This window comes from Brevibacterium otitidis (genome assembly GCF_042429315.1).
Classification (GTDB): domain Bacteria; phylum Actinomycetota; class Actinomycetes; order Actinomycetales; family Brevibacteriaceae; genus Brevibacterium; species Brevibacterium otitidis.
The window spans coordinates 70,933-92,129 of sequence record NZ_JBHMAU010000018.1; the positions used below are offsets into that span (position 1 = coordinate 70,933).

Consider the following 21,197-nt stretch of genomic DNA (forward strand, 5'->3'; position numbering starts at 1 on the left):
CCGAACTCAGCGCATCCGGCGGGTTCCAGCGTCCGCCTCGGGAGCGGTCCCGGCAGCAAACCCGCTGGAGTGCAGGCCATAGGTGTGGCCGCGCACCGGCAGAGCCCAGGCGCCGCTGACCGACAGCAGCCGCGTATGTGGCTGCAGCAGCCAGCGCAGCACGATATCGGTCTCCTCCTCATAGGTGCTGGCACCGCCTTCCACCGGCTCATCAACATGCTCAGCGGTCAGCTGCAGCGCTGAGACGATCTCCGCAAGCCGGCTCAGGTGGACCGCGTGGGCGGATCCGGCGAGCTTGCCGTAGCGGATGAGCGCCACATCGAAACCGGCAGCCGAGCTGTGTTCGTCGCGCGGCTGGGCGGCGACGAGCTCGGGGATCCGGTAGAGGCTGCGCCGCTGCTCATCGGCCACTGTGGTGCGCAGCAGATCGGCAGCCAGGTCACGGATCTCGGCAGCACGCTCGTAGCGCTGCTCGCTGCTGGCGGTCAGCATCGCTTGCCGGATCTGCGCCAGCAGCCCGGCCGAGCTCCCGCCGAGGAAGCTGATGAGATCGCCGAGCTGCGCCATGTACTCCTCGCGGTCCTGTCCTGCGCACGGGCCGGCGCACTTTCCCATCTCCGCTGCGGCGCATGGGGTGCGGTGGGCCGCAGCAGCCGACTGTGTGCAGCGTTTGACGGTGACGATGCGTTCGAGGGTGTCTTTGATCCGCTGGGCGGTGCCCTGGGAGCGGAAGGGCCCGAGGCGCGGGAAGCGTTCCGGCCGGTCGGCCGCCGGTGGGGTGCGGGTCACCGACAGGCGCGGATAAGGTTCATCGGTCAGGCGCAGCCAGGCGCGTCTGTCCGGGTACTTCGAACGGCGGTTGTACGGCGGCTGCAGCTCTGCGATGAGTCGGACCTCGCGGACATGCGCTTCGAGCACGGTGTCGCAGGTCAGTGTCGACACCTCTTGGGTGGCGGTGACCATCTCTGTCATCCGTCCGCGTGTCTCACCGGCGTTGAAGTACTGGCGCACCCGGGCGGCCATATTGCCGCTGGTGCCGATGTAGAGCGTCCGGCGTGAGCCGTCGAGGAACATGTAGACGCCGGGCTGGGCGGGGACGTCGCGGGCCAGGTGGGACTTCTGCTGTCGCTTCTGCCAGCCGGCGGTGCGCACGGTGCCGAGCTCTTCGAGGGTGGTGATGCCGAAGGACCCGAACCGTTCGAAGAGGTGGTGGAGGATCTCGTTCGTTGCCCGCGCATCGTCGAGCGCCCGGTGCGCCGGCGAGGTTGTGGTGGCGAAGTGCTCGGCAAGTGTTGATAGCTTGTGGTTGCGCACCTCGGGACGCGGTACGACATGCCTGGCCAGTTTGACCGTGTCGAGGACGTGCGGATTCGGCCAGGTGTAGTCGAGACGGGCGCATGCGGCTTTGAGGAAGCCGATGTCGAAGCCTGCATTGTGTGCGACGAGCACGCAGCCGCGGCTGAACTCCAGGAAGCTCGGCAGCACAGCATGGATCGAGGGCGCTCCGGCGACCATGCCGTTGGTGATGCCGGTCAGGCGCTCGACGAAGGAGGAGATCACTGCGTGTTCGGGGCGCACGAGGGTGGAGAACTCGCCGATGACCTCACCGCCGCGGGTCTTGACCGCACCGATCTCCGTGATCTCCTCCCGCTGCGCGTGCGCGCCGGTCGTCTCGAGGTCGACGATGACGAAGGTGACGTCGTACAGGGGAGTGCCGACATCGGCGAAGGAGAGCTGTCCGCTGCGCGGCTGCGCGGTCTGGTCGAACAACGGCGGCTGCTGGTGGGCTGGCATAGAGCACATGATGTCATTCACCGCAGACATCGCAGCCGCACATGGCAGCAGCGGCCGCGGAGTGCGGTGCGCAGACAGCGATGTCCGTGCCTGCTCCTAGTGTCGGAGATGACCGCTCACCACTGCAGAGATGTCAAGGAGCTCATCATGTTCATCGAATGCACTCACCCTGACCACGTCGTCGATGCCGCAGGCCGTGTCGACTGCCCAGATCCGCGCTGCCTGGTCGCCGCGATCGACCGCAGCACGACCGGTCTGGCCCCGAACCCCATGGACCGACTGCCGCGCCAGCGGCCCGAGTGGATCCTCTCAAGCCCGGACGTGCTCGAAGAGGGGGAGGTGGAAGCGCTGGCGATCCTCGGTGATGCCGGGCTCATCCCGCAGATCGTCAGCCCTGGTTTGGATGACGCCGCCAGCGGAATGCGGCCGGTGGGTCTCCACGGCGCCGGTGCACCTGGGGTGCGCGGCGCCTGAGGGATCGCGGCGGCGCTGCCGCTCAGACTTGTGCGCCGTCGCCGTCGTCGGGGGACCGGTGCTCGGGCAGGTGCCGGATGACGATCACTGTGCTCAGCAGGATCACCACGATGATGACGGCGAGCACGAATCCGGGCAGCGCCCGGAGGATGAAGGCGCTCAGGAGCAGTGCGATGATGCCGCCGATGAGCCCGAGGAGGCCGAGCACGAACAGCGGCGGGGCGGTTCGCCAGCCGACCGGTGCCGGTTCCGGAGGATGCCATTCCTCGTCCTCGGCCAGGGCATCGCGGATCTCGTCCGCCGACATCTCCGGGACAAAACCGTAGTCCCGGTTGATTCCGGAGACGAGCTCGCTCCACTCATCGTCGGCGACGCGTTCGCCGTCTCCGAGGGAATCCCAGGTCGGATCGGTGCGACCGTCATCGGAACCGTGCTCATCGTCAGAAGAAGACGACATCCTCAGCCTCTCCCGTCCGACTGCAGAGATCCGAGGTTGTCGAGGATCTCAGAGACGATGAGCTCTGCGTCGTAGTCAACGGTCGCAACGTGATAGCTGCGCCGCAGCATGACAATGCGCAGCGGAGCGAGCAGCGCGCTGCGCAGCAGCCGTGCCGTACGAGGCCCAACCACATGGTCAGCGGTCGACAGACACAGTGTCGTCGGCGCTGTCACCTGCCACAGGCGGCGGCGCACTCCGATGAGTCCTCGATAGAAGGAGGCGACAGCAGCCACCGGAGTCCGGGTGTATGCGTGCTCGGCGGCGCCGGGCAGCGCGATGTCACCGCCGATGCCGGGAACCGACCGGACGACGAAGCGCAGGGCCGGGGTCAGCGGAGCCAGGGGAGAGTCAACATACAGCGCGGGGTTGATGAGCACGAGGCGGTCGACGAGATCTGGATGCTCAGCTGCCAGAGACAGAGCCAAGGCGCCGCCCATCGACAGTCCCACCACCACGATCGAGTCGTGGTCAGCGGCCAGATCGAGCAGATCGGCCTCTGCATCACCCTGCCAGTCCGCCCAGCCGGTGCGGCTCATCTCCTGCCAGGTTGTGCCGTGGCCTGCGAGTCGCGGCACGCTGACGGTCGCATCCGCGGCATCGGCGACTGCATGAGCCATTTCAGTGAAGACGGCAGGTGAGCCGGTGAAGCCATGGATGAAGAGCACCGCCGTTGAGGCGGACTCAGAGGTCATCCGCACGGCGGCGTGGATGTCAGGACCGGCGGACGAAGCGTTGTTGTGCATGGGCTCCACACTGCCATATGAATGCCGACTCCGACAGCATGAATGCTGCAGCGGAGCCGGTGGGGCTGCTGGCCTTGGCGCGGTCTTGGACGACCCTCGCTGAACCCAGCTTCCGGACGATGAAGAACACGCTGACAGGCGCGGATTCCAGCCAGCGCGGAGTTTTCCTGCTCATCGCCGCGGTGTAGTAGTCTCGGATTCGTTCGTGACTCAGATTCGTCGAGAGGGCCCGAGTGTTCTACTGGCTGCTCAAGCGCATCTTCGTAGGACCGTTCCTGCGTGCGCTCTTCCGCCCGTGGGTGCGCGGCTTGGAGAACATTCCGGAGACCGGCGGAGCGATCATCGCCGGCAACCATCTGTCGTTCATGGACTCGATCTTCGTGCCCCTCGTCACTCCGCGACCAGTGGTCTATCTGGCGAAGAAGGACTACTTCACCGGCCGCGGCCTCAAGGGCATGGTCACCCGCTGGTTCTTCCGGCTGACGAATCAGCTGCCGATGGACCGCTCCGGAGGTTCGGCCTCGGAAGCCTCACTGAATTCCGGACTCAAAGTCCTCAACGGCGGCAACCTCCTCGGCATCTACCCGGAAGGCACACGGAGCCCTGACGGAAACCTCTACCGCGGACGCACCGGTGTCGCCCGGCTCGTGCTCGAAGCAGGGGTTCCGGTCATCCCTGTGGCGCTCATCGGCACGGACAAAGTGCAGCCTGCTGGACGGATGCTGCCGCGCCTGCGCCGGGTCGGCGTTGTGTTCGGCGAGCCGCTGGACTTCTCCGAATACGAGGGGATGGCCGGAGACCGGTTCCTGCTGCGCTCGATCACCGACGACATCATGTACGAGATCCTGCGCCTGTCCGGTCAGCGCTATATCGACACCTACGCCTCCTCGGCGAAGGCGAAGCTGCTGACGTCCAAAAAGCCCGACGAGCAGTCGGCCGGCGACGCGAAGAGCTGACCGGCCAAGCCGGCCTGGCGGCGGCTGGCCTGGTTACGGGCGGACGCCCGTTCGATTCCTTCGATAACGGCGACACGGGGAAATCGTTATCGACAGGTGTTTGGCCAGCGGAAACCCAGCAAGTAGGTTCGATGTGTACGTTAACCCCGAGTCGCTGACCGGCATGCGGTAGAATCGACACACTGCCGCAACACGAGATGTGACTTCGCTTCCCCTAGGGGCTAAAAGGAGGAGTCGGTGTGAACCGCTCAAGTCAGGAACAGGCGATTGCACCAGCTGTGCCGTCGTCAGCTCAAGGTCTGCTGTTCGACGATGATCTGCCGAACCTTGACGAGGACGCCGGTTACCGCGGAACCACAGTCATCAACGTCGTCGGTATCACCTACCGCCAGCTGGACTACTGGGCGCGCACCGACCTCGTCGTTCCCTCGATTCGATCCGCAACCGGTTCCGGATCGCAGCGGCTCTACAGCTTCCGCGACATCCTCGTCCTCAAGATCGTCAAGCGCCTGCTGGACACCGGTGTGGGTCTGCAGCAGATCCGCACGGCCGTGCAGCATCTGCGCGAGCGCGGCGTCGACGATCTGGCAACCATCACGCTCATGAGCGACGGCTCCAGTGTCTTCGAATGCACCTCGACAGATGAGGTCATCGACCTGGTGCAGGGCGGTCAGGGCGTCTTCGCGATCGCAGTGGGAAGCGTGTTCCGCGAAGTCGAAGGTTCGCTCGTCGAACTTCCGAGCGAACGTCCCGCCGACGAACTGCCCCTCGTCGACGAACTGGCTGAGCTGCGGGAGCGCCGCCGCGCCAACTGACGTGACTCCTCACCAGCAGGATTGAGCTGGTCGATACAGCTGAGGCGGTCAGGGAAACTCCCTGACCGCCTCAGCTGTCGTGTGTCCGGCCTCAGCGGCCGAACCACTTAGGCTTGGACGCCTTCTCCCGCGCGCGCATCACGCGCAGCTGCCGGCGGGTTAAGAACTGCTCCTCTGCCGGATCAGATTCGGCTGCCGGAGATGCATCGTCGGTCACGCGCGGCATGGCTTCGGTGGCGGCGCCGATGTCGTTGCTGCCGGAAGCAGCCTCAGGGGCTGATGCACGGTCATCCGCAGCCGGCATGGCCGCGGCAGAGCTGGGCGGGCTGCCGACGGTCGGCGCCGAAGTCGGCTTGAGCGGCTCCGCAGGACGCGAACGCTCGGACGTCTCCGGCTTGTGCTTCGTCGCCGGCACCTCCTGCGCACCGGCAGCGGGAGGCGCACCGGCAGCGGGATGCGCATCGTCGGCGGGCGTGCCCTCGCCCTCATCGGTGACGCTCCCCTCGGCCGGAGCATCGTGTGCCTCCGGCTGCTCAGGACCGGATGCCGCCGGCTCATGGTCAGCGGCCGCCTGGCTGTCAGCCTCGCCTGCTGCTGCAGGATCTGCAGCGTTGTCAGCCGTCGGAGCGTCGGAATCCTGCTTGCTCGGCGCGTCCACCGTCTCGACGGAGTCCTTTGTCGCGTCTGCACCGTCTGACATGTCGGGTTCAGAGGCCTGCGCGTCCTGCTGCTGCGGCTCATACTGCTGAGCGTTTGCGGCTGGCTCAGCCTGCTGCGTTCGGTCGGCGGCTGCGGAAGCCTCGCTGGCGTCGGCAGCAGCGGGTCGTGAGGCGCCGGCTGAAGAGGTGTTCTTGCGGCCGATGCGTTCGGAACGCAGAGCACGGTCGAGGATCTTGTCGAAAGCAGCGGCCAATTCAGCGGCTGGCTTGCCGGGCCAGGAATGGATCGGCCGGGCAGAGCCCTGCGCCTGCTGGAGCACGGTGCGCTCCGGCACCGGCGGGTTGAGGATGAGCGGGCCGAACATCTCGCGCAGCTCTTCGATGCGGTAGGAATGCTCGCGCGACTGCAGGCGGGCGCGATTCACGACGATGCCCAACGGCTGCAGTCCACTGGCGGTGCGGCGGCGCAGCTCGTCGGTGGCGCGCAGCGCACGGTCGGCCGCGGCGACGGAGAACAGCCCGGGCTCGGTGACGATGAGGACGCGGTTGCTCGCTGTCCAGGCGGCGCGGGTGAGGCCGTTGAGCGACGGCGGGCAGTCGATGAGCACGAGACGGTAGCCGGTCCCTGCTTTGTGGATGGCTTGGGAGAGCCGACGGAGGTAGCGCATCGACAGTGAGGGCTGGTCGAACTCTGCCGCGCGCGGGGATCCGGAGATCACGTCGATGTGCCCGCGCTGGTCTCCGACCCACCCGCTGGGCACGACGGCGCGTTCGAGGATGCGCTTGCGGGGTGCTGCCAGAACATCGGCGATGTCGGCCTCAGTGCGCACAGGAATGTCGAGCCCGGTCGAGGCATCGGCCTGCGGATCCATATCCATGACAAGGGTCGGGATGCCGCGACTGTAGGCGGCAGAGGCCAGACCGAGGGTCACGGAGGTCTTTCCGACCCCGCCTTTGAGACTGGAGACACTGAGGACAAGCACATTCATACGTTATCGGATATGCCCAGCACGGTCACGGACATCGCCGCCGGTGGCTGGCACTTTGCATCCGGCGACCGATGCAAGCAGCCTTACCGCAGCCACCGCGCCAGCGTTCACGCCGCCGTTGCCGGGGAGCAGTCGGTGTGGCTCACCGCTCGGCGCACTCAATCGGCTGGGGTGCTCTGGCGCGCGATGGTCGAGCCGGTCGGGCTGCGTTCGATCCGCAGCTGCTGCGGAATCGACTGCAGCATCGACTGCACATGGGAGATGACCCCGACACAGCGGCCGCCGCTGCGCAGCTCATCGAGCACCTGGAGCACCTGGGCGAGAGCGTCCGGGTCGAGTGAGCCGAAGCCCTCGTCGATGAACAGCGAATCCAACCGGATGCCGCCGGCCGCGGCGGACACGGTGTCGGCCAGTCCGAGCGCGAGCGCCAGTGAGGCCATGAATGTCTCACCGCCTGACAGGGCGCGGGGATCGCGGGACTCATCGGTGAAGGTGTCGATGACGCTGAGGCTGAGACCTGCCCGTGTCTCCTTGCGGTGCCGCTGCAGATTATGGGCGAGGGTGAAACGGCCGCTGCTCATGGTCTTGAGCCGTTCGGAAGCGTTGTGCGCGACCTCGATGAACAGCGACAGCAGGGCGTATGCGCTCAGCGGCAGCCGCTGCACATTGTCCGGTGACGTCGCCCGGATGATGCCATCGAGTGCGACATCGCCGCGATGACGAGCCAGTGCCGCTTCCTCTTCATCAGCCGCGGCGACGAAGTCCTCGCGCAGTTCACGCAGGTCCTGCTCTGCACGCGTGTGAACTGCCAGCTGCTCGTGGATCGCATCGCGCTGCTGCTGGGCTGTGCGCAGTGCTTCCTCAGCTGTGCCGGTGAGGGTTTCGAGCTCGGTGGCGTCAGCTGTGTCAGCACAGGCCGGGGCATACCAGTCCTGGTTCGTCAGCTCAGCGATCCGTGCCTGCTCATCAGCGGCTGCGCGCAGCGCCGCCTCGACAGCGCGCAGATCAACCTGCAGAGCTTCCTGGTAGTCCTCCACGCTGGCGAACCCTGCCGAGGTGCGTGCCCGGACGAACGCATCGGCGCGGGTCGTGCCTTCCTTCTGCGCCTGCGCATACCGAGACCGTGCTGCGAGGATTGCCTCTGCGCATGTGTGCAGCGTCTGCAGCTGCTCGACCATCGCCGCTGCCTTCTGCGCTGTGCTCGGAACTGTCAGACCAAAAGGCTGAAGTGCCGCCGTCTGGTCAGCTGCGACGACGTCATTGAGCTGGGCGAGCTTCCCGCCGACACCGGCGAGCTGCTGCGATAGGTCCTGGAGGGCAGCTGCGGTCTGCTCCTGCTTCTCCCGGTGGGTGCTGCGCTGTTCGTTCAGCTGTGCGCGCTGCTCCTCAGCAGCGTCGAGGGCGTTGAATCGCTGCATGACAGCATCACGCTGTTCGCTCAGCGTGGCGAGTGCGATCGCAGCGTTCTCCTGTGCCACGGCGTAATCAACATCCTCACCGTCCAGCTCCGGAGTACCTGGCGCATCACTCCGTTCACCGTCGGCAGGCTCTGCCAGACCGCTCACCAGAGCGGCACGCTGCGCCTTCGCTTCCGCCAGCGAGCTGCGCGCGGCGTTGGCGGCCTCCTGCGCTGCAGTCCAGCGCTGCAGCGCGTCCTCTTCATCGGCCTTCGTCGCCGCGGCATCATCCGGCGCAGCAGGATTCGGGTGGGCGGTGGCGCCGCAGACGGCACAGGGCTGCCCGTCCTGCAGCTCAGCGGCCAGCTCCGCGGCGATGCCCGCCAGCCGGCTCGCACGCACCTCGGCGTAGCGGCTGCGCGCCTCCTCAGCTTTCGACTGCGCCTGCTCCAGCTGAGCCTGCCGCTCGTCGACCGTGTGTTCGGCGGTGATGATCTCGGACAGTCGCTGCTGACGCAGGGTGGCGGTCGTGATCTCCTGAGTGAGCTGATGATGCTGGCTCTCGACAGATGCGCGTTTCGCCAGCTCGGCGTCGAGCCTCGTGATCTCCGCATCGAGTGTGGCGGCCTGCGCCTGGAGCTCGTCGCGGCGTTGAGCCGTGTCCTTCTGCTCGGCGCTGAGCGCATCGCGGTGCACCTGCAGGTCGTGGAGCCGCTGCAGATTCTGACTCACCCGGTCGGCGGCTTGGTGAGCATCAGCGGTGAGGCGCACGAGCTCTTCAGCGCCGCTCTCTTCTGCATCGCCATCGGGCCGGCGGGGGAGTGCGGTGAGCTCAGCGGTCAGTCGTTCTGCGGCAGTGTCAAGCTGATCCTTGGCTGTCGCCTCATTTTGTGCTGCTCGTGCGGCTTCCTGTTCGGCCGGCCTGACCTTCCCTGCCTGCACACCGCGGTCGCGCTGCGCTGTCAGCTGTGCGCGCTCATCGGCACCAGCAGCGAATGCGTCCTGGCGGCTGCGCAGCTGCTGCAGCAGCGTGCGGTTCTGCAGGCGTACGGCAGCGTCCCTCGCGGCAGTCTGCGCAGCATCGGCGCACTCGCGGGCATCCTGGAGCGCTGTCGCAAACACCTCCACCCGCTCCCGGGCGACAGCGACGGCTGAGCCGAGCACTGCGGCCACGTCCGAGCGATCAGGGTGCGCGGCAGCAGGCAGGTCGAGGTCCTCTGCGCAGCCCTTGCGGGCCTGCTCCATCATGATCCGCCGCTGCTGGGACACTGTTTCGAGCGCTTGGCGGGCCACTTGGGCACGCTTCTCAAGGATCGCCTCAAGTGACGTGAAGTGCTCCGTGTTGAACAGCCGGCGCAGGATCGGCTCGCGCTCGATCGGGTCGGCGCGCAGGAACCGGGCGAACTCCCCTTGGGGCAGCATGACGATCTGCATGAACTGCTCAGCTCGGAGCCCCAGCACGCGGTCGATCTCCGACTGCACCTCGGCAATCGTGCGACCGATCCCGTCCCATTCGCCGCTGCTGGGATTCCACACGGACAGCTGGGCGGCCGGCCGTGATTCCGTCGTGCCCATACCGCGCTTCTTCGGCCGTGTGTATCTGGGGCTGCGGTGCACCCGCCAGCGGCGTTGCTGCGCGGTGAACCCGACTTCGACGAATGTGCTGGTCTCAGGCTGCGCATACTCACTGCGGTAGTCGGCGGCCTCATTGCGCGCTCCCGGCACTTTGCCGTAGAGACCGAACGCCAGAGCATCGAGGATCGTCGTCTTCCCGGCTCCGGTCGGCCCGCTGATGAGGAAGAGCCCATCGGCGCCGAGCTCATCGAAGTCCACCGTCTCCTCGGCGGGGAACGGTCCGAAGGCCTGCAGGCGCAGAGTGTGGATCCTCATGAGACGGCCTCCCGCTGGCTCTGGCAGGCGGAATCGAAGCGCGCCATATCGTCTGCGCCTGCCGGGCCGCCGGTGACGAAGGCGTAGAAGTCGGAGAACACCTGGCGGTCGGTGCGCTGCGCGCTCCGGGGTGACACCGCTGCTGCACTGGCCGCCGGCGGGTCGGCATTGACCCACGCGAGCTTGATGAGGCCGGGAAAGGCCTCCTTGAGCCGGCCGAGCGCACCCGACACCCGGCTGGGATCGGTCAGCTCGGCGGACACGAGCGTCGCCGAGAGATCCTCACCGTCGGCTCGGGCGGACGCTGCAGCCTGCAGCACCTCCTCCAGCGTGCCGCGCAGCGTGCGCACATCGCTGAAGGCTGGAAGCTCCCGTGATTCGACGGTGAGCTCCGCGCCCGAGGTGTCGAGCAGCAGCATGCGCTTGGTCGTCTTCGCTTCTGTGAAGGAGTAGGGGAGCGGAGAACCGGAGTAGCGGACCGTGGGGCTGACGTCCTGGGGCCGGTGCAGATGCCCAAGGGCGGTGTAGTCGGTGCCGGCGAACACCTCGGCGGAGACGATGGAGACGCCGCCGACGTCGATCGAGCGCTCCGATTCGCTCGCCAGCGACTGCGCGCGAACGAAGGCGTGGGCTGCGACGATGAGCTTCGCATCCGGAAAGCGCTGCTCATGATCAGCGCGGATGAGATCCATCGCATGACCGAGCACCGCCTCATGGGAGCGGGCGCAGCCGAACCGCTCAGCCACCAGCCCAGGCTCCAGATACGGGATCCCGTACACCACCGCCTCGGGCGCGGCAGCGGTCCCGCCCAGCGGCACCGGCCAGGTGATGTCCGACAGCCGCGTGCGCAGGTGCAGCCCGGCCCGATCGAGGGTGCGGCGGCCATGTCCCAAACGCATGAAGGAGTCGTGGTTGCCGCTCGTGGCGATGACCCTGACACCGTCATCGAGCAGTCCGGTGACCGTCTCATCGAAGCTCGTGAGCGCATCGGCTGGGGGAATCGCCCGGTCGTAGACATCACCGGCGATGAGCACGACGTCGACGCGCTCGGCGGCAACGACCTCGCGCAGATGGGAGAGGAAGGCGCGCTGTGCACGCGTCTGGTCGACGCCGAAGAACGTGCGTCCCAGATGCCAGTCGGAGGTGTGGAGGATCCGCATGGTTCAAGCGTAGCCAAGACCACGGACACCGCCCTGAGCGTCAGGCCGGTCACATGTGCGTCCACCCCTGCCCGTACACTTTAGTCAGCAGATCCGGAACCTGTGCCAGAGTGCCGAAAGCTCCCTGAGTACAGTAGGAACCGATACAGGAATACCGCCGACCCACCCGTCGGCGCCGAGAGAAACGGTCTCAACTGATGTTCTCCAAAGTTCTCGTTGCCAACCGCGGTGAAATCGCGGTGCGCGCTTTCCGTGCCGCCTATGAACTCGGTGCCTCCACCGTTGCCGTCTTCCCCTATGAGGACCGCAATTCGGAGCACAGGCTGAAAGCTGATGAGGCCTACCTCATCGGAGAGAAGGGACATCCTGTCCGCGCCTACCTCAGCGTCGACGAGATGATCCGGGTCGCCAAGGAGTCCGGTGCCGATGCCATCTATCCCGGCTATGGATTTCTGTCGGAGAATCCCGATCTCGCGCGCGCCTGCGAGGAGAACGGCCTGACGTTCATCGGTCCCTCCGCCGAGGTGCTCGAAATGGCCGGCAACAAGGTCCAGGCCCTCGACGCCGCCCGCCGGGCCGGCATCCCCACCCTTGGCTCCACCCGCCCGTCGGCTGATATCGATCAGCTGCTGAGCGAGGCCGAGAACATGGAGTACCCGCTGTTCGTCAAGGCTGTCGCCGGCGGCGGCGGACGCGGTATGCGCCGGGTGAGCAACAAGACTGAGCTCGTCGACGCGCTCAAGGCCGCCATGCGCGAGGCCGAAGGCGCCTTCGGCGATCCGACGGTCTTCATCGAGCAGGCCGTGCAGCGCCCCCGCCACATCGAGGTGCAGGTGCTGGCGGACAACAACTCCGAGGCCGTGCACCTGTTCGAGCGCGACTGCTCGATCCAGCGCCGCCACCAGAAGGTCGTCGAGATCGCTCCCGCCCCGCACCTGGACGAGACGGTCGCCGAGGCGTTGCGCAGCGATGCCCTGGCCTTCGCCCGGGCGCTGGGCTACCAGAACGCCGGCACCGTCGAGTTCCTCCTCGAGACCGAGGGGCCGCGCGCTGGCAAGCACGCCTTCATCGAGATGAACCCGCGCATCCAGGTCGAGCACACGGTGACCGAGGAGATCACCGATGTCGACCTCGTGCAGTCCCAGATGCGCATCGCCGCCGGTGAGTCCCTCGCCGATCTCGGCCTCACCCAGGACTCCCTGCACATCAAGGGTGCGGCGCTGCAGTGCCGCATCACCACCGAGGATCCGGCCAACTCCTTCCGCCCGGACACCGGCACCATCACCGCCTACCGGTCGGCCGGCGGCGCAGGTGTGCGCCTTGACGGCGGCACGGTGTACGCCGGAGCCGAGGTGTCGGCTCACTTCGACTCGATGCTCGTCAAGTGCACCACCCGCGGCCGCGACTTCGAGCAGGCCGCCAACCGCGCCCGCCGTGCGATCGCCGAGTTCCGCATCCGCGGTGTCGCCACGAACATCGGCTTCCTGCGCGCCGTGCTCGACGACCCCGCGCTCATCCGCGGTGACCTGTCGACGCGGTTCATCGAGGAGCGCCCGCACCTGCTGGAAGCCAAGGTCGGTGCCGACCGCGGTTCGAAACTGCTGGAGTTCCTCGCCGATGTCACTGTCAACAAGCCCAACGGCGACTCCCCGGTGCATCTGAGCCCGCGCGAGAAGCTGCCGGCTTTCGACCTGAAGACGCCGCCGGCCGAGGGCTGGAAGCACATCCTCGACGAGCGCGGCCCGGAGGGCTTCGCCCAGCGCCTGCGTGAGGAGAAGACCCTCGCCGTCACCGACACCTCCTTCCGCGACGCCCACCAGTCGCTGCTCGCCACCCGCGTGCGCACGAAGGACCTGCTCGACGTCGCCCCCTATGTCGCCGGGATGACCCCGCAGCTGCTGTCGGTCGAATGCTGGGGCGGAGCCACCTATGATGTCGCGTTGCGCTTCCTGGCCGAGGACCCGTGGGAGCGGCTGGAGAAGCTGCGCGCGGCGATGCCGAACATCAACCTGCAGATGCTGCTGCGCGGCCGCAACACCGTCGGCTACACCCCGTACCCGACCGAGGTGACGGATGCGTTCATCGACGAGGCGACCCGCACCGGCGTCGACATCTTCCGCATCTTCGATGCGCTCAACGACGTCGAGCAGATGCGCCCGGCGATCGAAGCGGTGCGCGCGACCGGCTCAGCCGTCGCCGAGGTGGCGCTGTGCTACACCTCGGACCTCAGCAACCCGAACGAGAAGCTCTACACGCTCGACTACTACCTCAGCCTCGCGGAGAAGATCGTCGAGGCTGGTGCGCATGTGCTCGCCATCAAGGACATGGCCGGCCTGCTGCGCCCGGCAGCCGCCACGACGCTCGTGACCGCCCTGCGGGAGAACTTCGACCTGCCGGTGCACGTCCACACCCACGACACCGCCGGCGGCCAGCTCGCCACCCTGCTCGCCGCCTCGGCAGCGGGCGCCGACGCCGTCGACGCCGCCAGCGCCTCGGTCGCCGGCACCACTTCGCAGCCCTCGCTCTCGGCACTCGTCGCCGCGCTCGAGCACACCGAGCGCGATACGGGTATGTCGCTCAAGAGCGTCGAGGACCTCGAGCCCTACTGGGAGGCCGTGCGCAACGTCTACAAGCCTTTCGAGTCCGGACTGCCCGGACCGACCGGCCGCGTCTACCGCCACGAGATCCCCGGCGGTCAGCTCTCGAACCTCCGCCAGCAGGCCAATGCGCTCGGCCTGGGGGAGAAGTTCGAGGAGATCGAGGCGATGTACGAAGCCGCAGACGACATCCTCGGCCACCTCGTCAAGGTGACCCCGTCTTCGAAGGTCGTCGGCGATCTTGCGCTGCACCTCGTGGCTGTCGGCGCCGATCCGGAGGAGTTCGCGCAGAACCCGGCGAACTTCGACATCCCGGACTCGGTCATCGGCTTCCTCTCCGGCGACCTCGGCGATCCTCCCGGCGGCTGGCCGGAGCCCTTCCGCACGAAGGCACTCGACGGCCGCTCCCACAAGCCGGCCTTCGAGGAGCTCTCGGCACATGATGCCGGGCTGCTCACCGAACCCGGCCGCCTGCGCCAGGAGACCCTCAACCGGCTGCTGTTCCCGGCGCCGACGAAGGAATTCAACCGGATGCGCGAGACCTACGGCGACCTGTCGGTGCTGGAGACGCAGGCGTTCCTCTACGGTCTCGACGAAGGTGAAGAGCACTCCGTCACGATTGAGAAGGGCAAGGCCCTGCTCACCGGTGTGCAGGCTGTCGGCGCGGCAGACGAGCGCGGCATGCGCACCGTCATGTGCACGCTCAACGGCCAGCTGCGCCCGATGTCGGTGCGCGACCGCTCGATCGAGGTCGATGTCGCTACCGCCGAACGGGCCGACACCTCGAACCCGGGACATGTCGCCAGCCCCTTCGCCGGCGTCGTGACCCTGCAGGTCAAGGTCGGCGACGAAGTCAAGGCCGGCCAGACCGTCGCCACCATCGAGGCGATGAAGATGGAGGCATCGATCACCAGCCACATCGACGGCACCGTCTCGCGCGTGGCGATCGGCGAAGTGCAGCAGCTCGAAGGCGGAGACCTCGTCGTGGTCGTTAATGGCTGAACGCGACATCCGCTGCTACGGCGACCCGGTCCTGCGCACCCGCTGCACGGAGGTGACGGTCTTCGACGACCGCCTGCGGCGCATGGTCCAGGACCTCGCCGACACCACCGTGCCGGAGGGCCGGGCCGCCGTCGCAGCACCCCAGATCGGGATGGACAAGCGGATCTTCGCCTACCATCTCGAAGGCCGCATCGGGCATGTCATCAACCCCGTCATCGTCGAGACCGGCGGTGAGAAGCGCGATATCGACGAAGGCTGCCTGTCGGTGCCGGGACTGTGGTTCCCCACCCCGCGATGGGAGTACGCCGCCGTCACCGGGCTCAACGTCGACGGCGAGGAGATCCGCGTCGAAGGCGAAGAGGTCTTCGCCCAGATGCTGCAGCACGAAACCCAGCACCTCGACGGCATCGTCTACATCGAGACGCTGCCGGCCGACCGGCGCAAGCAGGCGCTCAAGGAGATCCGCCGCAGCGACTGGTTCATGGCCGGGCGCTGAGCGACGCAATCGCAAGCAGGAATGAGAACCAGAAGGAGTACCAGTGACCATTGAACGTGCAGGAGTCATCGGCTGCGGCCTGATGGGATCGGGCATCGCCGAGGTGCTCGCCCGCGCCGGCCTTGACGTCGTCGTCCGCGACATCAGCGACGAGGCGGTGGCCGCCGGCCGCGCGCGCGTCGAGAAGTCCTTCGCCAAGGGCGTCGAGCGCGGCAAGATGACCGAACAGGAACGCGACGAGGCGCTCGGCCGGATGACCTTCACCACCGACCTCGGTGCGATGGCCGACCGTCAGCTCGTCATCGAAGCCGCCAGCGAGAACGAGGAGATCAAGAAGAAGATCTTCGCCGAACTCGATGCGATCGTCACCGATGAGCAGGCGATCCTGGCCTCGAACACCTCCTCGATGCCGATCATCCGCTTCGCTCAGGCCACCAACCGGCCCGCGCGCGTGCTCGGCCTCCACTTCTTCAACCCGGCACCGGTGCAGCCGCTCGTCGAGATCATCTCCTCAGTCGTCACCGATCCCGCGGTGGCCGACACGATCGAGGACTTCTCCACCCAGGTGCTCGGCAAGACCCCGATCCGCTCCGATGACCGCCCCGGCTTCATCGTCAACGCACTGCTCATCCCGTTCCTCTTCTCCGCGATCCGGATGCTCGAATCCGGCCACGCCACGAAGGAGGACATCGACACCGGCATGGTCAACGGCTGTGCCCACCCGATGGGACCGATCAAGCTCGCCGATATGGTCGGCCTCGACACCTGCCTGTTCGTCGGCCAGAGCATCTACGAGGAGACCGGCGATCCGGCAGCCAAGCCGCCGATCCTGCTCTCCCGGATGGTCGACGGCGGCCTGCTCGGCGCCAAGACCGGCAAGGGCTTCTACGACTGGTGAGCCGGTGAGCTGAGCACTCACCTCCGCCGGTGACAGCAGCGCGGGTGCAGGGAACCGTATCCCTGCACCCGCGCTGCTGTATGTTCTGTGCTCAGGCCCGCTGTCGAGTGACGTATGCGGCGCCGCTCAGTCCGCGGCGAGGAGCTTCTCGCAGGCAGCCAGCCGCACGCAGGCGGCGAAGCCCTCGACTGCAGTCTCGACCTCAGCCAGAGTCGGCATCGACGGAGCAACCCGGATGACCCGGTTGTCCGGATCCAGCTTGTACGGATGCGTCGATCCAGCAGGCGTGAGCTTGACACCGGCATCAGCGGCGAGCTCGACGACACGGTCGGCAGTGCCCGGCAGCACAGAGACCGTCACGAAGTAGCCGCCCTTGGGCTCTGTCCACGTCGCGATCCCGTCACCGCCGAGGCGGTCCGACAGGATGCGGGTGACTGCCTCGAACTTCGGGCGGAGGATCGCCGCATGCGCCTTCATATGCTCGACCACACCGGCAGCATCGCCGAAGAAGCGCAGATGGCGCAGCTGATTGACCTTGTCCGGGCCGATCGAGCCGGCGCCGAGGTGGCCGGTGAACCAGGCGACATCGGCTTCCGAGGCGCCGAAGAACGCCACCCCGGCACCGGCGTGGGTGACCTTCGATGTCGAGGCGAAGATCCATACCCGGTCGGGGTTGCCCGCCGCAGCGGCGAGCGCCAGGATGTCGAGCACCTCAGCGTGGGGCTCCGACAGATGGTGCAGCGCATAGGCGTTGTCCCACAGCAGCTTGAAGTCCTCAGCGACGGTCTTCATGTCCACGAGCCGGCGCGCCCGGTCCTCGCTGATGGTGATGCCGGTGGGGTTCGAGTACAGCGGCACCAGCCACATGCCCTTGATCGTCGGATCGGTGGCGACGAGCTCCTCGACCTGCTCGATGACCGGGCCGTCTGCGTCCATCTCGACAGAGACGAGTTCGAAGCCGAGCGCTTCGGCGAGCCCGAAGTGCCGGTCATAGCCGGGCACCGGGCACAGGATGCGGCGCGGCTGCTGGGCCCACGGCGTGGTGCCGGCCGAGGTGCCGAACAGGCAGGCGAAGCTGAGCGCTTGATGCATGAGGGTGAGCGAGGAGTTCCCCTGGGCCAGCAGCTGTGCGGCCGGGACCTTGAGCAGTTCCGCGAAGATCTCGCGCAGCTCGATGAGCCCTTCGAGCCCACCGTAGTTGCGCACATCAACGCCGCTGGGGGAGGTGCAGTCATCGCCGGTCACGCTCGTGAGCAGCGCATCGGCCAGGTCGAGCTGCTGCACGGAGGGCTTGCCGCGCGTGATGTCGAGCGCCAGACCACGACCGGCGAACGCCTCGTAGTCGGCGTGCGCACGTGTGAGCTCGGCCTCAAGTTCGGAGCGGGACAGATCGGACAGAGACATGGACAGGTCCTCTCGCAACGCGACGGCATGAGTGTCTCCTATACTATCTGCCGTGCCGATACCCCCTCGTGCTCCCTCATGGATTGTGCCCGTCCTCTGCGGTGCCGTCGCAGCTGCCGTGTGCGGCGTGCTGCTGTGGTTCCCGCACATCGTTGGTCTCGGCGCTGTCACCGGGATCGCACATCTGCAGTCCTTCCGTGCACCCGTCACTGCGGCTCTTCTGCTGTTCCTGGCGCTCAGCTTCGTCTTCGGCCGCGGGATGCGCATGACCGCCGGCTTCATCGCCGTCTCCCTCGTCTTCGCGAGCATCAGCCTCGGGGTGGTCGGGGTGCGCGGCGGCAACCATCTGGCCGCTGCACCCACCGAGGCCGACAGCGACGTGCGGGTGCTATCGGCGAATATGTACTTCGACCACGGCAGCATCGACGATGTGCTCGGAGGCGATGCGCGCGGGGCACAGATCATCGCGCTGCAGGAGACCCACCGGCAGACCCTCTACGACGCGCTGCACGAGCGGGGACTGGCCGATGACTACCGCATCGCCCACCGGGTGCACTTCGAAGGGGAGATCGGCACTGTGCTCGCCGTGCACCGCTCGCTGTCTCCCACGGAGATCCCCGCGTCCGAGGTGTCCCGCGGCTTCGTCGGTCTGGGAACCTCACTCGGCGACGTCTATGCGGTGCACACGCATGCGCCGATCGAACGCCGTGTGCACCAGCGGCAGTGGCAGCGCACCGTCTCCGCGGCCAGCCAGCTGTGCGAGCCCGGCACCGGAGCGCTGGCCGCCGGAGACTTCAATGCCACCCTCGACCACGCGCCCTTCAGGCTGCACGAGGGCTGCGCTGATGCCGCGCGCAGCCTGCGCATGGCTGGTGCCGGCACCTGGCCTTCGACTGCTCCCAGCTTCATCGGCGCACAGATCGACCACCAGCTCTACGACAGCGCAGTCCTCACCCCGACAGCGGGGAAGTTCTTCAGCATCGAGGGCTCCGACCATCGCGGCATGGTCATCGACTACGAGCTGACCGGGGAACACGCGGCGTGACCCCGTCGGCTGAGCAGCGCCGCGTCGCACCGCGGATCCCCGCCCCGTCCCGTACGGTGCACGGCCGCCGCTTCGGCACCACCGCCGAGCTCTATGACGCGGTCCGGCCCGGCTACCCGCCGGCAGCCGTCGATGCGCTCCTCACCGCTGCCGCAGCGGGGGAGGAGCGGCTGTCCGTCTGCGATCTCGGTGCCGGAACCGGGCTGCTGAGCCGTGCCCTGGCAGCTGACGAGCGCGTCGGCTCACTCATCGCCGTCGACCCCGATGCCCAGTTGCTCGTCCGCAACCCGGTGACGACAGCGATCGGCACCGCTGAGGAGATCCCGCTGCCCGCTGCCAGCGTCGACCTCGTGACCGTGGCACAGGCGTGGCACTGGTTCGACGAGCAGGCCGCGGCCCGCGAGATCGCCCGGGTGCTGCGACCCGGCGGGCGGCTGGCGATCCTCAACAATCAGCTCGATGTGCGCATTCCCTGGGTGCTGCGCCTGGCCCGCATCATGCACGCAGGCGATGTCTACCGGCCCGGCTGGCGCCCACACCTCGGGCGCGGCTTCGCCACGGCAGCCACGCAGAAGCATCTCTTCACCACCTCGGTCACGGCTGACACCATCGTGCAGCTGGCGGCAACCCGCTCGTACTGGCTGCGCTCAGACGACCGCACCCGCGCCCGCGTCGAGGCCAATATCCGCCAGTACCTGGCAGCGGAAGCCGGCTTCCCTGCCGAGCGGACCTTCGACCTTCCCTATCTGTGCCTCGTGAGCATCTCAGAACTGCTGTCCGAACGGTGAGACGCCACCGGTCGCAGGGCCGTGAGAGCAGGGTCCGCCTCGGGTCGACGTGAGAGGATAGCCGCACAGGCAGGAAGGAGAGGTCATGCGTGGAATCCAACTCACAGAACATGGCGGCCCCGAGGTGCTGCAGTGCTCCGAGCTCCCCGATCCGCAGACAGACGGGAAGGTACTCGTCGAGATCAAGACCGCCGGCATCAACCGGCGGGACGCGCTCATCCGCGAAGGAGCGGGACCGCAGTACCGGCCGCAGCTGCCGCTCATCCTCGGCTCCGACGCCGCCGGCATCCGCCGCGACACCGGTGAGGAGGTCATCATCTTCCCGTCGCTCAACTGGGGCGACTCCGATGCATGCGCCGGCCCGGACTTCAGCATCATCGGCGGTCCGAGCGACGGCACCTATGCCGAACTCATCGCCGTGCCGGAGGAGAACCTCTACCCGAAACCCAAGCGCATGGCCTGGGCAGAAGCCGGGGCGCTGGCGCTGTCCGGCGTGACAGCCTACCGGGCGCTCTTCACCGTCGGTCAGCTGCAGAAGGGGCAGACCGTCGTCATCCTCGGTGCCGGCTCCGGGCTCTCGCTGCTCGCCCTGCAGCTGGCGGTCAAGGCCGGCGCCCGGGTGGCCGTGACCTCCTCGAACCGCGACAAGATCAACCTCGCGACCGAACTCGGCGCGGTCGCCGGCGTCGACTACACCGTCGATGACTGGGAACTGACCCTCCGCGATGAGATCGGCGAGGCCGACCTCGTCTTCGACTCCGTCGGCTCGACCCTGCAGGAGTCAGTCATGATGCTCCGGCCCGGCGGGGCAGTGGTGGCGATGGGCGGCACCGAGAACGGCGGCGTCGTCTCCGATTTCGACATCCGCACCCTGTATCTCACGCACAAGCGGGTGCTCGGCACCGCGATGGGATCCCCGCGCGACTTCGCCGGACTGCTCGACATAGTCGGCGATGGTTCGATCGACCCGGTCATCGACTCGGTCTATCCCCTCGACGAGGCTGCCGAGGCCCACGCGCAGCTCGACTCGAATCTGCGCTTCGGCAAGCTCGTGCTGAGCACAGACTGACCGGTCGACCCAGCAGCGCAACGGGCCGCACACCATTTCAGGTGTGCGGCCCGTTGTCCTGAGTCAGCCGTGGTCGGCAGTCAGCTCAGAGCGACTCGTCGCCGGAGACGACCTCGGGGCGCTTGGCGTGGTTGACCGAGATCTTGCGCGGCTTGGCCTCTTCGGCCACCGGGATGGTGAGCATGAGCACGCCATCCTCATAGGCGGCGGTGATCTGGTCGAGTGCAATGCGGTTGCCCAGGGTCAGCTGGCGGGCGAAGGTGCCCGTCGGACGCTCACGGCTGAGCCACTGCACCTCGGCATCATCAGTTGCGGCAACGCGCTCGGCGCGCACCGTCAGAGTGCGGTCCTGCACGTCGACGTCGATGCTGGAGGGATCGACGCCGGGCATGTCGATGCGGGCGATGAAGGCATCGCCGTCGCGGTAGAGATCCATCGGCAGTGCAGTGCTGTTGGGAGTGCGGGTGATATCAGCGAAGAAGCGGTCGAGATCGCGGATCGGATCGAACTTTGCAGCCATTG

Annotated in this window: 18 protein-coding genes; 10 read left to right on the top strand and 8 right to left on the bottom strand. The window is 67.3% G+C overall.

The features are described from left to right. Window positions 1-6: 6 nt before the first annotated feature. Window positions 7-1,794 (bottom strand): DEDD exonuclease domain-containing protein, encoded by a 1,788-nt coding sequence (locus ACFFN1_RS01745; protein WP_376838011.1) that lies wholly within the window; start codon window positions 1,792-1,794, stop codon window positions 7-9. A 108-nt stretch (window positions 1,795-1,902) separates the two neighbouring features. Between ACFFN1_RS01745 and ACFFN1_RS01750 the strand changes: the two genes are divergently transcribed. After that, the gene (locus ACFFN1_RS01750) at window positions 1,903-2,268 is read left to right on the top strand and encodes a hypothetical protein (protein ID WP_376838012.1); all 366 of its coding nucleotides are present in this window, start codon (window positions 1,903-1,905) and stop codon (window positions 2,266-2,268) included. A gap of 22 nt (window positions 2,269-2,290) precedes the next feature. On the opposite strand, the gene ACFFN1_RS01755 is transcribed toward ACFFN1_RS01750, so the two are convergent. Both ACFFN1_RS01755 and ACFFN1_RS01760 read right to left on the bottom strand, forming a co-directional pair. Beyond that, the gene (locus tag ACFFN1_RS01755) at window positions 2,291-2,725 is read right to left on the bottom strand and encodes a hypothetical protein (protein WP_376838014.1); all 435 of its coding nucleotides are present in this window, start codon (window positions 2,723-2,725) and stop codon (window positions 2,291-2,293) included. 2 nt (window positions 2,726-2,727) lie between these two features. Then, complete coding sequence (locus tag ACFFN1_RS01760) at window positions 2,728-3,510, bottom strand: alpha/beta hydrolase (protein WP_376838015.1); 783 nt, start codon at window positions 3,508-3,510, stop codon at window positions 2,728-2,730. 17 nt (window positions 3,511-3,527) lie between these two features. Between ACFFN1_RS01760 and ACFFN1_RS01765 the strand changes: the two genes are divergently transcribed. From ACFFN1_RS01765 to ACFFN1_RS01775, 3 genes are all read left to right on the top strand, one after another. Continuing rightward, window positions 3,528-3,698 carry a hypothetical protein gene (locus tag ACFFN1_RS01765; RefSeq protein WP_376838016.1) on the top strand — a complete coding sequence of 57 codons (171 nt, stop codon included), beginning with the start codon at window positions 3,528-3,530 and terminating at the stop codon, window positions 3,696-3,698. Window positions 3,699-3,743: 45 nt separating this feature from the next. After that, window positions 3,744-4,466 (top strand): lysophospholipid acyltransferase family protein, encoded by a 723-nt coding sequence (locus tag ACFFN1_RS01770; RefSeq protein ID WP_376838017.1) that lies wholly within the window; start codon window positions 3,744-3,746, stop codon window positions 4,464-4,466. 239 nt (window positions 4,467-4,705) lie between these two features. Beyond that, window positions 4,706-5,281, top strand: a complete 576-nt coding sequence (locus ACFFN1_RS01775; RefSeq protein WP_376838018.1) for a MerR family transcriptional regulator — start codon at window positions 4,706-4,708, stop codon at window positions 5,279-5,281. A 91-nt stretch (window positions 5,282-5,372) separates the two neighbouring features. On the opposite strand, the gene ACFFN1_RS01780 is transcribed toward ACFFN1_RS01775, so the two are convergent. The 3 genes from ACFFN1_RS01780 to ACFFN1_RS01790 form a co-directional block, all read right to left on the bottom strand. Then, complete coding sequence (locus tag ACFFN1_RS01780; protein ID WP_376838020.1) at window positions 5,373-6,929, bottom strand: ParA family protein; 1,557 nt, start codon at window positions 6,927-6,929, stop codon at window positions 5,373-5,375. A 158-nt stretch (window positions 6,930-7,087) separates the two neighbouring features. Continuing rightward, window positions 7,088-10,216 (bottom strand): AAA family ATPase, encoded by a 3,129-nt coding sequence (locus ACFFN1_RS01785; protein WP_376838022.1) that lies wholly within the window; start codon window positions 10,214-10,216, stop codon window positions 7,088-7,090. Further along, a complete protein-coding gene (locus tag ACFFN1_RS01790) occupies window positions 10,213-11,376 on the bottom strand; it encodes an exonuclease SbcCD subunit D (protein WP_376838024.1) in 1,164 nt (387 codons plus the stop codon). Before ACFFN1_RS01790 ends, ACFFN1_RS01785 begins: the two co-directional genes overlap by 4 nt. A gap of 197 nt (window positions 11,377-11,573) precedes the next feature. Between ACFFN1_RS01790 and ACFFN1_RS01795 the strand changes: the two genes are divergently transcribed. Genes ACFFN1_RS01795 through ACFFN1_RS01805 form a run of 3 tightly spaced genes read left to right on the top strand, consistent with a single transcriptional unit; the run spans window position 11,574 to window position 16,369 of the window. Further along, complete coding sequence (locus ACFFN1_RS01795; RefSeq protein ID WP_376838025.1) at window positions 11,574-14,975, top strand: pyruvate carboxylase; 3,402 nt, start codon at window positions 11,574-11,576, stop codon at window positions 14,973-14,975. Further along, the gene (gene def / locus ACFFN1_RS01800; RefSeq protein WP_376838027.1) at window positions 14,968-15,471 is read left to right on the top strand and encodes a peptide deformylase; all 504 of its coding nucleotides are present in this window, start codon (window positions 14,968-14,970) and stop codon (window positions 15,469-15,471) included. Before ACFFN1_RS01795 ends, def begins: the two co-directional genes overlap by 8 nt. Window positions 15,472-15,514: 43 nt before the next feature. Beyond that, window positions 15,515-16,369 (top strand): 3-hydroxybutyryl-CoA dehydrogenase, encoded by an 855-nt coding sequence (locus ACFFN1_RS01805; protein WP_376838029.1) that lies wholly within the window; start codon window positions 15,515-15,517, stop codon window positions 16,367-16,369. A gap of 126 nt (window positions 16,370-16,495) precedes the next feature. On the opposite strand, the gene ACFFN1_RS01810 is transcribed toward ACFFN1_RS01805, so the two are convergent. Next, window positions 16,496-17,773: an aspartate aminotransferase type Ic gene (locus ACFFN1_RS01810; protein WP_376838031.1), complete on the bottom strand. Its 1,278-nt coding sequence runs from the start codon at window positions 17,771-17,773 to the stop codon at window positions 16,496-16,498. A 52-nt stretch (window positions 17,774-17,825) separates the two neighbouring features. Between ACFFN1_RS01810 and ACFFN1_RS01815 the strand changes: the two genes are divergently transcribed. The 3 genes from ACFFN1_RS01815 (at window position 17,826) to ACFFN1_RS01825 (ending at window position 20,675) form a co-directional block, all read left to right on the top strand. Beyond that, complete coding sequence (locus tag ACFFN1_RS01815) at window positions 17,826-18,818, top strand: endonuclease/exonuclease/phosphatase family protein (RefSeq protein ID WP_376838033.1); 993 nt, start codon at window positions 17,826-17,828, stop codon at window positions 18,816-18,818. After that, window positions 18,815-19,606, top strand: coding sequence for a class I SAM-dependent methyltransferase (locus tag ACFFN1_RS01820; protein WP_376838035.1), 792 nt, complete (start codon window positions 18,815-18,817; stop codon window positions 19,604-19,606). Before ACFFN1_RS01815 ends, ACFFN1_RS01820 begins: the two co-directional genes overlap by 4 nt. An 85-nt stretch (window positions 19,607-19,691) precedes the next feature. Beyond that, window positions 19,692-20,675, top strand: a complete 984-nt coding sequence (locus tag ACFFN1_RS01825; protein ID WP_376838037.1) for a quinone oxidoreductase family protein — start codon at window positions 19,692-19,694, stop codon at window positions 20,673-20,675. 85 nt (window positions 20,676-20,760) lie between these two features. Here ACFFN1_RS01825 and ACFFN1_RS01830 read toward each other — a convergent pair whose 3' ends face one another. Next, on the bottom strand, window positions 20,761-21,195 hold the full coding sequence (locus ACFFN1_RS01830; RefSeq protein ID WP_376838039.1) for an Hsp20/alpha crystallin family protein: 435 nt from the start codon (window positions 21,193-21,195) through the stop codon (window positions 20,761-20,763). Window positions 21,196-21,197 lie beyond the last annotated feature (2 nt).

Bases quoted from the DNA above. Each gene is read 5' to 3' on its own strand.
- ACFFN1_RS01790 (WP_376838024.1), bottom strand. From the start codon at position 11,376: ATGCGGATCCTCCACACCTCCGACTGGCATCTGGGACGCACGTTCTTC.
- def (WP_376838027.1), top strand. From the start codon at position 14,968: ATGGCTGAACGCGACATCCGCTGCTACGGCGACCCGGTCCTGCGCACC.
- ACFFN1_RS01810 (WP_376838031.1), bottom strand. From the start codon at position 17,773: ATGTCTCTGTCCGATCTGTCCCGCTCCGAACTTGAGGCCGAGCTCACA.
- ACFFN1_RS01755 (WP_376838014.1), bottom strand. From the start codon at position 2,725: ATGTCGTCTTCTTCTGACGATGAGCACGGTTCCGATGACGGTCGCACC.
- ACFFN1_RS01765 (WP_376838016.1), top strand. From the start codon at position 3,528: ATGAATGCCGACTCCGACAGCATGAATGCTGCAGCGGAGCCGGTGGGG.
- ACFFN1_RS01750 (WP_376838012.1), top strand. From the start codon at position 1,903: ATGACCGCTCACCACTGCAGAGATGTCAAGGAGCTCATCATGTTCATC.
- ACFFN1_RS01745 (WP_376838011.1), bottom strand. From the start codon at position 1,794: ATGCCAGCCCACCAGCAGCCGCCGTTGTTCGACCAGACCGCGCAGCCG.
- ACFFN1_RS01795 (WP_376838025.1), top strand. From the start codon at position 11,574: ATGTTCTCCAAAGTTCTCGTTGCCAACCGCGGTGAAATCGCGGTGCGC.
- ACFFN1_RS01780 (WP_376838020.1), bottom strand. From the start codon at position 6,929: ATGAATGTGCTTGTCCTCAGTGTCTCCAGTCTCAAAGGCGGGGTCGGA.
- ACFFN1_RS01830 (WP_376838039.1), bottom strand. From the start codon at position 21,195: ATGGCTGCAAAGTTCGATCCGATCCGCGATCTCGACCGCTTCTTCGCT.
- ACFFN1_RS01825 (WP_376838037.1), top strand. From the start codon at position 19,692: ATGCGTGGAATCCAACTCACAGAACATGGCGGCCCCGAGGTGCTGCAG.
- ACFFN1_RS01760 (WP_376838015.1), bottom strand. From the start codon at position 3,510: ATGCACAACAACGCTTCGTCCGCCGGTCCTGACATCCACGCCGCCGTG.
- ACFFN1_RS01785 (WP_376838022.1), bottom strand. From the start codon at position 10,216: ATGAGGATCCACACTCTGCGCCTGCAGGCCTTCGGACCGTTCCCCGCC.